Source organism: Bradyrhizobium sp. WSM471, from assembly GCF_000244915.1.
In the GTDB taxonomy this organism is placed as follows: Bacteria; Pseudomonadota; Alphaproteobacteria; order Rhizobiales; family Xanthobacteraceae; genus Bradyrhizobium.
This window is the reverse complement of record NZ_CM001442.1, coordinates 5,266,310-5,278,896: the sequence shown is the minus strand read 5'-3', so window position 1 is coordinate 5,278,896 and position 12,587 is coordinate 5,266,310. Positions and strand designations below refer to the sequence as shown.

Annotated in this window: 15 protein-coding genes; 6 read left to right on the top strand and 9 right to left on the bottom strand. The window is 63.6% G+C overall.

The genetic code is table 11. The features are described 5' to 3' along the window. The first annotated feature begins 23 nt into the window (after positions 1-23). Positions 24-242 carry a DUF3126 family protein gene (locus BRA471DRAFT_RS23895; protein ID WP_007602550.1) on the top strand — a complete coding sequence of 73 codons (219 nt, stop codon included), beginning with the start codon at positions 24-26 and terminating at the stop codon, positions 240-242. A 464-nt stretch (positions 243-706) separates the two neighbouring features. On the opposite strand, the gene BRA471DRAFT_RS23890 is transcribed toward BRA471DRAFT_RS23895, so the two are convergent. Beyond that, positions 707-2,548 carry a caspase family protein gene (locus tag BRA471DRAFT_RS23890; protein WP_007611847.1) on the bottom strand — a complete coding sequence of 614 codons (1,842 nt, stop codon included), beginning with the start codon at positions 2,546-2,548 and terminating at the stop codon, positions 707-709. A gap of 315 nt (positions 2,549-2,863) precedes the next feature. Continuing rightward, complete coding sequence (locus tag BRA471DRAFT_RS23885) at positions 2,864-3,571, bottom strand: hypothetical protein (RefSeq protein ID WP_007611846.1); 708 nt, start codon at positions 3,569-3,571, stop codon at positions 2,864-2,866. Positions 3,572-3,793: 222 nt separating this feature from the next. Here BRA471DRAFT_RS23885 and BRA471DRAFT_RS23880 point away from each other — a divergent pair, with 222 nt between their 5' ends. Beyond that, positions 3,794-4,123 (top strand): hypothetical protein, encoded by a 330-nt coding sequence (locus BRA471DRAFT_RS23880; protein ID WP_007611845.1) that lies wholly within the window; start codon positions 3,794-3,796, stop codon positions 4,121-4,123. Positions 4,124-4,213: 90 nt separating this feature from the next. After that, positions 4,214-4,744, top strand: a complete 531-nt coding sequence (locus BRA471DRAFT_RS23875; RefSeq protein ID WP_007611844.1) for a gamma carbonic anhydrase family protein — start codon at positions 4,214-4,216, stop codon at positions 4,742-4,744. A gap of 2 nt (positions 4,745-4,746) precedes the next feature. Here the strand turns inward: BRA471DRAFT_RS23875 and BRA471DRAFT_RS39075 are convergent, their stop codons facing one another. Continuing rightward, positions 4,747-4,911 carry a hypothetical protein gene (locus BRA471DRAFT_RS39075; RefSeq protein ID WP_007611843.1) on the bottom strand — a complete coding sequence of 55 codons (165 nt, stop codon included), beginning with the start codon at positions 4,909-4,911 and terminating at the stop codon, positions 4,747-4,749. 142 nt (positions 4,912-5,053) lie between these two features. Between BRA471DRAFT_RS39075 and BRA471DRAFT_RS23870 the strand changes: the two genes are divergently transcribed. Next, the gene (locus BRA471DRAFT_RS23870; protein WP_007611842.1) at positions 5,054-5,356 is read left to right on the top strand and encodes a hypothetical protein; all 303 of its coding nucleotides are present in this window, start codon (positions 5,054-5,056) and stop codon (positions 5,354-5,356) included. Between the two features lie 103 nt (positions 5,357-5,459). After that, a complete protein-coding gene (locus BRA471DRAFT_RS23865) occupies positions 5,460-5,828 on the top strand; it encodes a hypothetical protein (protein ID WP_007611840.1) in 369 nt (122 codons plus the stop codon). 180 nt (positions 5,829-6,008) lie between these two features. Here BRA471DRAFT_RS23865 and BRA471DRAFT_RS23860 read toward each other — a convergent pair whose 3' ends face one another. From BRA471DRAFT_RS23860 to BRA471DRAFT_RS23835, 6 genes are all read right to left on the bottom strand, one after another. Further along, positions 6,009-6,503: a hypothetical protein gene (locus BRA471DRAFT_RS23860; protein ID WP_007611837.1), complete on the bottom strand. Its 495-nt coding sequence runs from the start codon at positions 6,501-6,503 to the stop codon at positions 6,009-6,011. Between the two features lie 176 nt (positions 6,504-6,679). Continuing rightward, positions 6,680-7,411, bottom strand: coding sequence for an aspartate/glutamate racemase family protein (locus BRA471DRAFT_RS23855; protein ID WP_007611836.1), 732 nt, complete (start codon positions 7,409-7,411; stop codon positions 6,680-6,682). Positions 7,412-7,415: 4 nt separating this feature from the next. After that, positions 7,416-8,294, bottom strand: a complete 879-nt coding sequence (locus tag BRA471DRAFT_RS23850; protein ID WP_007611835.1) for an ABC transporter permease — start codon at positions 8,292-8,294, stop codon at positions 7,416-7,418. Positions 8,295-8,297: 3 nt separating this feature from the next. After that, complete coding sequence (locus BRA471DRAFT_RS23845; protein ID WP_007602562.1) at positions 8,298-9,257, bottom strand: ABC transporter permease; 960 nt, start codon at positions 9,255-9,257, stop codon at positions 8,298-8,300. A gap of 4 nt (positions 9,258-9,261) precedes the next feature. Then, on the bottom strand, positions 9,262-10,551 hold the full coding sequence (locus BRA471DRAFT_RS23840; protein ID WP_007611834.1) for a PotD/PotF family extracellular solute-binding protein: 1,290 nt from the start codon (positions 10,549-10,551) through the stop codon (positions 9,262-9,264). A 42-nt stretch (positions 10,552-10,593) separates the two neighbouring features. Then, positions 10,594-11,580, bottom strand: a complete 987-nt coding sequence (locus BRA471DRAFT_RS23835; RefSeq protein WP_007611832.1) for an ABC transporter ATP-binding protein — start codon at positions 11,578-11,580, stop codon at positions 10,594-10,596. 265 nt (positions 11,581-11,845) lie between these two features. Here BRA471DRAFT_RS23835 and BRA471DRAFT_RS23830 point away from each other — a divergent pair, with 265 nt between their 5' ends. After that, positions 11,846-12,553 (top strand): GntR family transcriptional regulator, encoded by a 708-nt coding sequence (locus tag BRA471DRAFT_RS23830; protein ID WP_007611826.1) that lies wholly within the window; start codon positions 11,846-11,848, stop codon positions 12,551-12,553. Positions 12,554-12,587: the final 34 nt, after the last annotated feature.

Here is a 12,587-nt window from a genome sequence, read left to right as displayed (position 1 = left end):
CAGATTTCGATTGGAGACTTGCCGTGGACGTCAAGGAAGTTAGGAAGCTCGACGCGTATTTGAAGCGCGTATTCGGCAATCCCAAGATCCGCGTCGTGCCGCGGCCAAAGAAGGATGATTCCGCCGAGGTCTATATCGGCGAGGAATTCATCGGTGTGCTCTTCGTCGATGACGAGGACGACGATCGCTCGTTCCAGTTCCAGATGGCGATCCTCGAGGACGATCTGGTCGATCAGGAATAGTTGTTTTTACTCCGTCGTTACGAGCGAAGCGGAGGCTTCGCTCGTAACGGATTAGGCCGGCTCCCCAGGCATGAGGGCGGCCTGCGCGGTCGCAGCTTCAACCGGCACTGACGCCGATTAGACTCATCCCGAGGAGACGCGTAAGCGCCGTCTAGAAGGCGAGGCGTGCACGCAAGCCGCCGCTCATCAGTCATATGCGAGAGCCCTGCATCGATGACAGAGGCGCGCTCTCTCCACAGCATCATTGAGCGAAGCAAATCCAGAGTCTTCCGTGGTTCCACTGAGATCGTCTTTTATGACGAGATCATTGCACCCGAAGAACGCGCCGACGAAGTTCGCCCTAAACTGCGACGGTGCGGCTCCACTCAACCTCGTGATCGGGGCCGACGGCTGCATTCATCGGTGCGTAGGGGGCGCCAACAACAGGATTCAGGTGCAGGTTTTTTGCTCGCACTGCACTCGTCTTAGTTGCAGACTTCGAAGTTAACAAGCTGGCCGCCGTTTTGGCTTCTTGATTCGAGGCGGCAGCCCGGACCCACCGGCCTGCAACTAGCCCGCCCACAGATCATCTGTCCACTAGCTTGCGGCTTCGCGGGGGCTCCTTCGACCTTCTTCCGCTCGTCGTCGCGCGGTTTGTTATTCTCGCGCGTCGCAACAGGTTTCTTGTCCTGAACCTTCTCGCACTCATTGTCGTCATTGATGCGATAGCCGGCGCCGCAGGCGATCTTGACGCAATTATCGCCATCGGCCCTGAAGCCGCGGTTGCAGACCAACGGGCAGACCCGCCCCGGCTTTGCCTTGATGGCGTCGAGCGCCTCGAAGCTCGCCAGCTTGGCGTCGAACTTCGTGCCGGCATGCTTGTTGAACAGGGTCAGCGAGCGCTGCGAGGTCGCATTCCACTCGCCGTCCGCATTGCTCGCGAGACAGCCGACTCGGCGCAGTTCTGACTGCACGAGTTTGGCGGTCTCCTGGGGCGAGCGAGAGGGCGGCGACTGGGTCGGGGCCACGGCCGCGACCTTCTGTTCACCGTCACGCTGGGCCTTCTCAGCCGCCTGTTTCGCCGGCTCGGCAGCCGCCTTGTCGTTTGCAATCTTTTCCGCGAGCGTCTTTTCGGCAGCCTGCTTGTCGGCCAGCGCCTTGGCGACGGCTGCTTCTGCATCCTTCCTGCGCTGCTCGGCGGCCGCCGCCTTGGCCTCTTCGACCTGCTTGGCCTTCTCGGCCGCAATGCGGGCATCTTCGGCAGCCTTCGCCGCGGCCGCAGCCTTGTCCTGCTCAGCCTTCTTGGCGCGCTCTGCCACGAGCCGCGCCTTCTCGTCTTCAGCCTGCTTGGCTTTCTCTGCTGCGATGGCGCGGGCATCTTCGGCCCCGATCTTCTTCAATTGCACCCGCGCAAGGTTCGCGTAAAAACCCTCAGGGTAGGCTTGGAGGAACGCTTCCCATGCGTCGCGATCACCTGCCTGCAGTGCCAGCTCGTAATCGCGGCGAACTGCATCTTGGGGATTCGCTTGCGGCCCGGTCGCGACCGGCTTGGCCGGAACAAGGGCCACGTCGTCACCGCCGAGCGAGCCGTAAACGAAAGGCTCCTGCTTGTTGCCGGTGGTCTTGAGCACATCATCGCGAATGAATCGAAAGGCCTTGCCCAGGTCGAGCCCCGGCGTGGGCAGGCGTTCAACCAGAGCTGTGGCAAACGGGCTGTGCTTCGTATCGCCATCGGACGCAGTTGAGCCCGCCTTGGCCGCGAAGGCGACCATCGTGTTCGGGCTGGTCGGCTCCACCTTGGCAAGGCCGCGTCCGATGGCCCGCGAGGCTATCGTACGCTTCATCGTCTTGGCGAAGGGATTGTCGCGGCAGGCATCCAGGATGACGAGGCGCAGTTGCTTGGCTGGTTCGACCGCAAACAGCACCCGGTCGAGCGAAAACGCCTCGTCGAGAACATCGGTATCGGTCTCCAGGGCGCCATCGGTCGGGATCAGATAGTTGGTGCCGTCAAGCTCGATGCCATGGCCGGCGTAGTAGACGACAGCAACGTCCGCCTCTCGGACCTTGTTGCCGAACTCCCGCAGCGCCTTGCGCATGTCGACTACGGTCAGGTCGAGCTTGACGTCGACCGTATCGAACCCAGCCTTCCTGAACATGCCGCCGACCAGCGCCGCATCGTTCGCGGGATTCGCGAGCCTCCCCACGTTCTTGTAGGCCGAGTTGCCGATGACGAGCGCGACGCGCTTCTCGGCCAGCGCCGCGCCGGTTCCAAGCCAAGTCGTAAGCCAGCTCGCAATAATCAACAAACCAAACAGCCGAAGCCGCATTCCAGCCCCCGAATGCAATCGCGTCAGATTATTTCGCAGGATAGCCAAAAAGCAATCTATGATCAGTGATGCCAGTCACACATCGCTACGGCGATCCGGACAATTCCGCTATCGGGTGGAATACCCAACGGCATATTCAAATCGATCTTCCCATGTTGCCCATTGTGCTCCTGTTTTGCCCGACGGGTCAACGCTCGTTCGAAAAAGACGAAATGCTCGATGGCGCCAATGCTTGGCTACTGTGCATGGGGTTGTTTTCGCAGTTTTTGGTTTACGGGCTCCAGCCCAAGCCGAAGTCGGGCCGAGAAGCCCCGCTCAGCCCTTCGGGCCGCGCAGTTGCGCCGTCAGCTTCTCCATCGCTTCCGCCGCATCGCGCCATTGCGACAGCCAGCTGCGCGGAAAGCGGAAGGTGAGGTCGGCGCCGCCGACGCGGCGTTCGGCGAGGCACATGCCTGGCGTCGCTCCATCGCGCGTGCAGCGCGCGGTCAGCGCAGGGCTTGCGGCAGAATAGAGATCCTCGCTGCCGTAAGGCGTATCGGCGCGGAACACCCGCATCGTCAGCCCGTCCTGGGGCGTTGCCGCGGCCTGGTCGAGATAGCGCGGATAGATCGTGGCTGCGCGCTGCTCGGGCGACATCGCATCGCGATGCGCGGCGATCGACAGGAAGATGCGGTCGATCGGCTGCATCGCCGCATCCACGCTATCGGCGGTGACGTGCTTCGGCGCGCCCGGCGGCTCCAGCGAGGGATACAGGAAGTCGAGATCGATCCGCTCCTGCGGCCCGGAGTGGCGCTGGATCTTCATGCGGATCGCAGTGGTCGGCAGGTTGAACAGCGTGCCGCCGACGCTCACTGGCAGCTTGTCCGGGGCACTCGCGCCGCTCGGACCCCAGGTCGGCCACAACAAATAGGCGACGAGCGCGACGGCGCACAACGCGGCAGTGCCGCCGAGCACGATCGGGATGACGTGGGCCCGGGTGCGCGCCCGGGGCGATTGAGGGGAGGTTGCCGAAAATACCGTCATGAGCCGCGCGAATGAGCCGGAAATCGGCCGATGGCCGACGAATCAGCGGCGAATATGCCACGTGGTGGCGATTTCGCGGAGCGTTCGCCGGCTGCAGGGAAGGGAGAGAGGCCTGCGTGGAACGGCCGGCGGCGTTAACCTTCCCTTAAGGATAATGTAGCGTTAACCGGCACTCTTTGTCACAGGAAGGCACCTCGCGTTGCGTAAGGGCGGACCGTTCCGATGACACCTGAAGCTCTCAATACATTCTTCTCGATCGGCATCGGTTTCGCGCTCGCGGGCGCGCTCGTGAGCGGGTACCAGACGGTCGCACAGCGGCCCGCCGGCTTCGGTCTGTTGCAGGACGGCGTGGCGCCGAAGACCTTCGCGGCGGTTCCGTTCCTGGTGTTCGCGGCGCCTTTCATCATCATGCGCAACACCCTGCGCGGCAGGCAGCTGGAGAGCCGCCGCGTCGAATTCGTGATGATGGCCACCGTCATCGCCGGCTTCTGGAGCATGATGAGCGGCACCTTCTTCCTGATGACGCTCCGCGCGGCCGGCGTTCTGGTCTGATGCGCCCGCTGTAGGGCTGCCTGCACGGCGGGCCTTTGCGTCGAGGCTGCCGTTTCGCTATGGCTGGGGTTGACCCGACAGGAGACCCTCATGGCGATCTACGAGCTCGACGGGCAGGCGCCCGACCTTCCCGCCGACGGCAACTACTTCATCGCGGAGACCGCCACCGTGATCGGCCGCGTGCGCCTGAAGCCGGGCGCGAGCGTCTGGTTCGGCGCGGTGCTGCGCGGCGACAATGAGTGGATCGAGATCGGCGAGGGCGCCAACGTGCAGGACGGCTCGACCTGCCACACCGATCTCGGTTTTCCGCTTCAGATCGGCAGGAACTGTACGATCGGCCACAACGTCATCCTGCACGGTTGCACCATCGAGGACGGCGCGCTCGTCGGCATGGGCTCCATCGTGATGAACGGCGCCAGGATCGGCCGCAACAGCATCGTCGGCGCCGGCTCCGTCATCACCGAGGGCAAGGAATTCCCCGAACGGTCCCTGATCATCGGTTCGCCGGCGCGGGTGATCCGCACGCTCGACGACGCCCAGGTGCAGAAGATGGGCAGCGCGGCGAAGTTCTACGTCGCAAACGGCCCGCGCTTCACGAAGGGCCTCAAGCGGATCGGGTGAGCTCAGCTTCCTTCGGACTCGCGGGCTTCTATTGCGCTTGCGACCTTCTCGTGCCCCGCGGACCAAAGGGCATGCTCGTCGCTGCCGTCCTGGTACGGATTGGCTTCCGCCGGAATGTTTTGACGCGCCGCGCGTTCGCCTTCTGCAAAAGCATCGCGATCGTTCATCGTGACTGCGCCTTTCTGTTTTCCGGAGCAGAAGATCAGCTTGCGCGTGATCGTGCCGCCTGCCCGGTTTCAAGCTGGTGCGACGGCATTTGTTCCGGAACCGGTCTTGGCTGCGGCGGTTGACCGGCGAAGGAGAATTTCAATGGCCAGATTGCCCACAACCCGTTCAATCAAGATCGTGATCATGATCTTCGCCCTTGCCGCGATGCCGGCCGTATCGTTCGCGCAAGCCACCGGCGGCACTGCGGGATCGGCCGGAGGTGTCGCCAATTCTTCGGCTCCCGCGCCCGGCACCAACAGTCTGGGTACGGCGCAATCATCGGGAGCGAATGCCACCTCCGGAACCACCACCGGGAGCGGCGCAGGTGGATCCACCGACGCTGCCGTCAACGCCGAGAACCGGCTGCTCGACAAGAAGCTCAAGAGCATCTGCCGCGGCTGCTGATGCTCGCGCGGAAGTGAGACAGTGAGGCTGTCAGGAACGCCGCAAGCCAATTAGCTTGGTCCTGCTTTGAGCCGTGGAGCGTCTCCACGCGGAGGATCGAGTGATGTTACGGAAGATGATGTTGACGGCGCTGGCCGTGGTGGCGGTTGGGTTGTCGATGCCGCAGGCGGCACAAGCGGGCGGTCACGGCGGCTGGGGCCATGGCGGCGGTGGCTGGGGCCATGGTGGCGGCTGGGGTCATGGCGGCCACTGGCATGGCGGTGGCTTCTGGCCGGGCGTCGCCATCGGGGCGGGTATCGCCGGCGCCGGTTACTACGGCGGCTATTACGGCTACGGTTACCCCTCCTACGGCAGTTCCTATTACTATGGTACCGGATACGACGATGGCGGTTATGGTGGCTGTTACGTCGTCCGCAAGCGCGTGATGACGCCTGCGGGATGGCGATACCGTCGCGTCGACGTCTGCGAATGAGGCGGGAGGATCTGGGCCACTAAAAAACAAGGCCGTTGACGCAATATACCGTCAACGACCTTGCCAGCCCCGGACATTGAAATCGGCTCACGCCATCCGGTAACGGCGAGCATCGCTTGGAATCATACGGGCGAATGTGATCCAGTTCACAAGTCCAAAAATTTAGGCGGCGCCGACTGATCAGCCGCGGGAGCGCTTGCGTGCGCTGGCCTGGACGCGGTGCCGTGCAGGTTTCCTGCGGGTAACCGAGGGAGCCTCCGCCTCGGTCGCCCGGGCGCTGGCAAAGGATTGCCGCAGGCCGTCGATGGACTCGTTGAGTGTCGCGACCTGCTCGGACAGACGCTTGGTGTCGGCCTGCTGGAATGCGAGCAAGCGCTTCACACTCTGGAGCTGGTCCTGCACGACCTGGAGCTGGTCAATCGATTCCTGCTGGGTTGCTTCCAGCCCCTTGGTCTTCTCGACCAGTTGCTCGGAGGCCTGTGCGGTGCGAGCCTGTAGCTGCCGCGTCGCCACCACCCGGTCGGTCTCGGGAGCTGATCCGGTATAGGCGCGCCAGATCGCGATCGAGGTCACACCGGCGATCAGCAGGAGGAGGGCGGCGGCGGTCAGCGCGATGGGCTGGGCGCCGAGGCGAAGAAGCGGGTTGGACGGTGCGTCCTCTGCGAGATCGATCATCGCTGACAAAGCCCAAATTGAAACTTGGTGAGTGGCGAAGACCGGCAACCCTGAGGCCGCCGGGTGTCCCGAAAGCGTTACGTTTCGGCAAGGAATGGGACCAAAAAGAGGCCAAGAGCAAAAATACCAGCAATCAGGAGGCCTTGAGGCCTCCGAACGCCCGTCAGGGGCAGAGATCAGGGCTGAAACGGCGAAAACGGACCTGAATAGGTCTTCGAGCGCGGCGCCGCGTAGGGCCCGAGCCGGGAGGTCTTCAGTCCCAGTCGCACCAGCGATTCCGCCAAGCTCACCGCGGCGGCGACGCCGTCGATCACGGGGAGGCCGTGCGTGGCGGCGAGTTCATTGGCGAGATCGGCCATGCCGGCGCAACCGAGCACGATGGCCTCTGCGCGGTCGTCGCGGATCGCGGCCGTGATTTCCGTGGAGATTTTTGCGAGCGCATCGGTGTTGCGCTCCTCGAGCGCGAGCACCGGCACCTCGGCGGCGCGGACGCGGACGCAGCGATTGGCGAGGCCGTATTTCCGCAAATTATGTTCGATCGGCACGATGGAGACACCGAGCGTCGTCACCACGGCGAAGCGCGCGGCGATCAGGCTCGCCATGTGGAAGCCCGCCTCGCCAATGCCGATGACGGGTGCCTTTGCCGCGGCGCGTGCGGCGTCGAGGCCGGTGTCGTCGAAGCAGGCGATGACATGCGCATCCGCGCCGTCGCGGTCGGCCTCGCGGATGCAGCCGAGCATGCCCGGCACCGCGAACGCCTCGTCGTAAAATCCCTCGATCGAGACCGGGCCCATCGTGGGCTGGCGCGCGTCGATCAATGTGTCGGGCAGGGCGATGTTGCGCGCCGCGGCGGCGATCTTCGCCGTCATCGACGCCGTGGTGTTGGGGTTGACGACGTGGAGTCGCATCAGATCAGACAAGCCCTTTGCCGGCGTCCGAGCCTTTGGCCGCCTGCCGCCTGTTCAACATGTGGATGGTGCCGAGCGCAAGGCTGATCACCGTGAACGAGACGGCGGAGATCACGGTGCCGAGCGCATAGATGTCGGGGTTGGTCACGGTGGTGGTGAGGCCCTGGAGATCGAGCGGCAGCGTGTTCACCGCACCGATCGCCTGGCTGGAGCGTGCGAGCTCGTCCCAGGAGAGGGTGAAGCCGAACAGGCCGATACCGATCACCGAAGGCAGGATGATCGGCAGCACGACATGACGGAAGGCCTGCCACGGCGTCGCGCCGAGATCGCGCGCGGCTTCCTCAAGGCGCGGGTCGAAGCGGTTGAAGATCGCGAACATGATGAGGAGGCCGAACGGCAGCGTCCAGGTCAAATGTGCACCGAGGCCCGAGGTGAGCAGGCCCATCGAGGTTTCGAAATTCTCGTTGATGGTGCCCTTGATCAGATCGTCGATGATGCGGAATTCAAGCGAGATGCCGAGCGAAGTGATGATCGAGGGCACGATGAGGCTCGCGATCGCGGAGTAGAACAGGATGCTTTGCGCCTTGAACTTGCGGCGAAACGCCATGCCGGCGGCGACCGACAGAACGACGGTGACGATCATCACGATAATGCCGAGCAGCAGCGAGCGGCGAAAGGCCGCGCCGAGATCGACGATGCCGGTGCCCTGGAACAGTTTTGCGATCCAGAAAGTCGACACACCGTTCATCGGGAAGGTGAGGCCGCCCTGCGGCCCCTGGAACGACAGCACATAGATCGCGATCATCGGGCCGTAGAGAAACAGCGTGTAGGCCGCGAAGAAGATCGCGAGCACGTAGAAAGAGCGCGGGCGTCCTTCCTTCATGCTCTAGAGCTCCTTCTTGATGTCGACGATGCGCGACATCATGGTGATGATCAGGAAGGTGATGACGAGCAGGATCACGGCGTTGGCCGCTGCTGCCGGGAATTGCAGCGCATTCACCCGCGTCTCGATGATCTTGCCGGCGGCCGCGATCTGCTGCCCGCCCATCACGCCGATGGTGATGAAGTCGCCCATCACGATGGTGATGACGAAGATCGAGCCGATCACGATGCCGGGCTTGGCGAGCGGGATGATGACGTTGACCAGCGTCTGGAAGCCGGTCGCGCCGGCGTCATAGGCGGCCTCGATCAGCGATTTGTCGATGCGCACCATCGAGTTGAAGATCGGCACCACCATGAAGAAGGTGAAGAGGTGAACCAGCGCCAGCACCACGGAGAATTCGGAGAACAGCAGCCATTCAACGGGATGGTTGATCAGCCCCGTCTTCACCAAGCCTGAGTTGACAAGGCCATTGCGCCCGAGCAGCGGAATCCAGGCGATCATGCGGATCACGTTGGAGGTCCAGAACGGGATCGTGCAGAGCAGCGACAGTCCCATCTGCCAGGTTTTCGACTTGACGTGGAAGGCGAGGAAGTAGGCGACCCAGAAGCCGATGAAGAGGGTGATGACCCACACGAGGAAGCACAGCTTCAGTGTCTTCAGATAAGTCTTGGCGATGGTGCAGAGATCGGGGAGCTGCGCGATGCAGCCCTCGAACGTGTCGGTGTAGCCGCGGCCCGAGAAGGCCGGCAGCAACTGGTATTCGTTGTAGTCCCAGAACGAGACGATGACGACGAAGACGAGCGGGATCAGGAAGAAGGCGAGGAACACCAGCATCATCGGCCCGGCCTGAAGCCAGGAGATGAAGGACGGCGACAGCCGCGCCGCTTTGCTGCGGCGCGCCGTCTCCGATCCCCGGACCAGGTCCGGGGATGCCTGTTGCAAAATGTCCTCCGACGTGTCCATCAGGTTACGCCGCGATGAACTCGTTCCACTTGCGGACCATGTAGTCGTTCTCGTCCATCACGGCGTTCCAGCACGCGACGCCGCCCATGCGGTCCTCGTAGGAGCCGCCGTCGCGCACGGCGCCGGCCTTTTCCAGCAGCGAGCCGTCGGGCGCCTTGATGTCCTTCTCGGCCGCCTTGCCTTCCATCCAGTAGGCCCACTCGTAAGGCTCCATATGCGCCTTCGCGGTGGAGAGCACGGCTGAGTAGTAGCCCTGGCGGTTGAGGTAGGCGCCGGCGTAGCCGGACAGGAACCAGTTGACGAACTCATAGGCCCATTCGAGCTTCGCACCCGAGACGCCCTTGGAGACGCAGAAGCCCGAAGCCCAGGAGCGATAGCCTTCCTTGAGCGGCTGGAAGGTGCAGGCAATGCCCATCGAGCGGACCTTCGTCACCGCCGGCGACCACATCGACTGGATGACGGTCTCGCCCGAGGCCATCAGGTTGACGCTCTCGTTGAAGTCTTTCCAGAAGGCGCGGAACTGACCGGCCTTCTTGGCCTCGGTCATCACCTTCATGGTGAGATCGATCTCTTCCTTGGTCATGTTGCCCTTGTCGGCATATTTGTACTTGCCGGTGGCTTCCACGACCATCGCGGCATCCATGATGCCGATCGAGGGGATGTTGAGGATCGAGGCCTTGCCCTTGAACTCAGGGTTGAGCAACTCGGCCCACGAGCTGATCGGACGCTTGATGATGTCGGGACGGATGCCGAGCGTGTCGGCGTTGTAGACGGTCGGGATCAGGGTGACGAATTCGGTGGCGGACGTCGCGAATTTCTTTGAATCCTTGCCTTCGAGATAGAGCACCTTCCAGGGCGCGGTGCCCTGGTTGCCGATCTTCTTGCCACCGGGCGTCTGGCCCTTGGTGAAGACGGGCGTGATGTTGTCGAATTCCTTGATCTTCCTGGCATCGAGCGCAAGAATGTTGCCCGACGGCACCAGCTTCTTCAGCGAGAAGTATTCGGTGTCGAGCACGTCGAAGGAATTCGGCTGGGTCATCACGCGCTTGGTGACGTCGTCGGTGGTCGCGGTGATGTATTCGATCTTGATGCCGGTGTCCTTCAGGCACTGCTTGGAGATGTCGTCGCCCTCGTTCACTGCGGTGCCGAGATAGCGCAGCACCTTCGGCTCGGCCGACATCACATAGGGAAAGCCGGTGATGGCGCCGGAGCCGGCGGCAAGGCCGGCGAGACCCGCGGTGCTCTTCAGTAGCGTGCGGCGGCTAAGGCCCTTCTTCCTGGTCGTTTCGGTCATATCACTCACTCCTCTGTTGCGCATTCCGGTGATTGATCGGCGCTATTGCAGACGTTGCGCCTTGGCGGGATCCCAGGTAGCCAGCACGCGATCGCCCGGCCGGAACTGGTGGACGTCGAAGGCAGCCTCGGGAAGGTGGGAGAACAGGGCGGTCCCGTCTTCGAGCGTGAGCGAGACGGCGATGTAGGAGCCCTGGTACTCGGTCTGGGTCAGCAGCGCCGGCGCGCCGACCGCGCCGTCGGCGATCGGCACGATGCCGAGCTGATCGGCGCGCACGGCGATGAGTTTGCCTGCGTCGCTGAGGACGTTGTGACCGCCGATGAAGCGCGCCACGAATTCGGTGCGGGGATGATGGAAGATGTCGCGGGCACTTCCCTGCTGTTCGATCCTGCCCTGGTTCATCACCACGATGTGGTCGGCGAGCGCCATCGCCTCTTCCTGGCCGTGCGTGACCTGAACGAAGCTGATGCCGAGTTCGCGCTGCAGCCGCTTCAGTTCGCCCCGCATCTTCACCCGCAGGAACGGATCGAGCGCCGAGAGCGGCTCGTCGAGCAACAGGATCTGCGGCTCCGTGATCAGCGCGCGGGCGAGCGCGACGCGCTGCTGCTGGCCGCCGGAGAGCTGTGCGGGGAGGCGGGCCGCGTAGGGCGTCATCGCCACCAGCTCGAGTAATTCGCCGGCGCGCTTGTGCCGCGTCGCCCGGTCGATGCCGCGCATTTTCAGGGCAAACGCCACGTTGTCGAGCACGCTGAGGTGCGGAAACAGCGCGTAAGACTGGAACATCATCGCCGTGCCGCGCTTGGCGGGTTCGAGATCGGTGACGTTCTGCGGGCCCAGGATGATGTCGCCTTCGCTGACCGCCTCGTGGCCGGCGATCATGCGCAAGGTCGAGGTTTTGCCGCAGCCGGAGGGGCCGAGCAGGCAACAATAGGTGCCGGCCGGGATCTTCAAATTGACGGTGTCGACCGCCAGCGTCGTGTCGTAGCGCTTGCTTACGGCGACCAGTTCGAGGGCGGCGGGAGTGGCCATGGCGTGTCCGGGGCGAGGGCGATGCTGCGCCTCTCTCCGCAAGGTCCATGCCAATCGCGCTTGAATCGTTCTCGGCCGGCCGAATTCCAAAACAGTGCAGCGGAGTCAGATCGTTAGACCGAATCCCACGGGTCTGGGCGACTCGTGGCCTTCGCAGTTGCGTGCACACAAAACAGGCGCGGATTGTATAAAGTTTCGCCTGTGATTGGATACAGCTGGTCGATTAGGATTCGACGCCATCTTCGACGATCGAGTCCTCACCCCCATGGCCGCCAAGTCCCGACCGAAATCCGACGCGCCAGATGCGAGCGATCGCGTCAGCCGCATCCGGGAAGGCGTGACCGCGGCGATCCTCGAGCATCGCCTGCTGCCCGGCACGAAACTCGGTGAGGACGAGATCGGCGAGATCTACGGAGCAAGCCGGACGCTGGTTCGCACCGCGCTGCAACAGCTCGCGCATGAGGGCATCGTCAATATCGAGAAGAACCGCGGCGCCTTCGTCGCGCGGCCGACGCCTGCGGACGCCCGCGAAGTGTTCGAGGCGCGCCGCCTGATCGAGCCGACGATCGTCGATCACGCCGTTGACGCGGTGTCGCCGGCCTGGATCGGGCGTCTCCAGCGGCATCTTGCCGAGGAACGCGAGGCGGAGCTGCGTGGCGACGCGCGTGCTTCGGTCCGCCTCTCCGGCGACTTCCATCGACTCGTCGCCGAGATGAGTGGCCACAGCATCTATCTCGGTTTTCTCAAGGAGCTGATTGCCCGCTCCTCGCTCATCATCCTGCTCTACCGCCGGCACGACACGCCGGCCTGCGGCACCGATCATCACGCCGGGATCGTCGCCGCGATCCGCAAATGCGACAGGGAGGCCGCGCGCGCGCAGATGTTGTCGCATCTGAACGAGATCGAGGCCGAGCTGTTCCTGAAGGATCCCGCCGCCGACGAGTTACGGCTCGCGGACGTGCTCGGGGTCTGAGCTCAACGAGGCGCGTCCGCACCCGGGTGGGCGC

Coding starts and splice junctions, on each gene's coding strand:
- BRA471DRAFT_RS39075 (WP_007611843.1), bottom strand. CDS start 4,911: ATGAACGATCGCGATGCTTTTGCAGAAGGCGAACGCGCGGCGCGTCAA.
- BRA471DRAFT_RS23855 (WP_007611836.1), bottom strand. CDS start 7,411: ATGCGACTCCACGTCGTCAACCCCAACACCACGGCGTCGATGACGGCG.
- BRA471DRAFT_RS23865 (WP_007611840.1), top strand. CDS start 5,460: ATGTTACGGAAGATGATGTTGACGGCGCTGGCCGTGGTGGCGGTTGGG.
- BRA471DRAFT_RS23890 (WP_007611847.1), bottom strand. CDS start 2,548: ATGCGGCTTCGGCTGTTTGGTTTGTTGATTATTGCGAGCTGGCTTACG.
- BRA471DRAFT_RS23860 (WP_007611837.1), bottom strand. CDS start 6,503: ATGATCGATCTCGCAGAGGACGCACCGTCCAACCCGCTTCTTCGCCTC.
- BRA471DRAFT_RS23885 (WP_007611846.1), bottom strand. CDS start 3,571: ATGACGGTATTTTCGGCAACCTCCCCTCAATCGCCCCGGGCGCGCACC.
- BRA471DRAFT_RS23870 (WP_007611842.1), top strand. CDS start 5,054: ATGGCCAGATTGCCCACAACCCGTTCAATCAAGATCGTGATCATGATC.
- BRA471DRAFT_RS23835 (WP_007611832.1), bottom strand. CDS start 11,580: ATGGCCACTCCCGCCGCCCTCGAACTGGTCGCCGTAAGCAAGCGCTAC.
- BRA471DRAFT_RS23830 (WP_007611826.1), top strand. CDS start 11,846: ATGGCCGCCAAGTCCCGACCGAAATCCGACGCGCCAGATGCGAGCGAT.
- BRA471DRAFT_RS23845 (WP_007602562.1), bottom strand. CDS start 9,257: ATGGACACGTCGGAGGACATTTTGCAACAGGCATCCCCGGACCTGGTC.
- BRA471DRAFT_RS23880 (WP_007611845.1), top strand. CDS start 3,794: ATGACACCTGAAGCTCTCAATACATTCTTCTCGATCGGCATCGGTTTC.
- BRA471DRAFT_RS23875 (WP_007611844.1), top strand. CDS start 4,214: ATGGCGATCTACGAGCTCGACGGGCAGGCGCCCGACCTTCCCGCCGAC.
- BRA471DRAFT_RS23850 (WP_007611835.1), bottom strand. CDS start 8,294: ATGAAGGAAGGACGCCCGCGCTCTTTCTACGTGCTCGCGATCTTCTTC.
- BRA471DRAFT_RS23840 (WP_007611834.1), bottom strand. CDS start 10,551: ATGACCGAAACGACCAGGAAGAAGGGCCTTAGCCGCCGCACGCTACTG.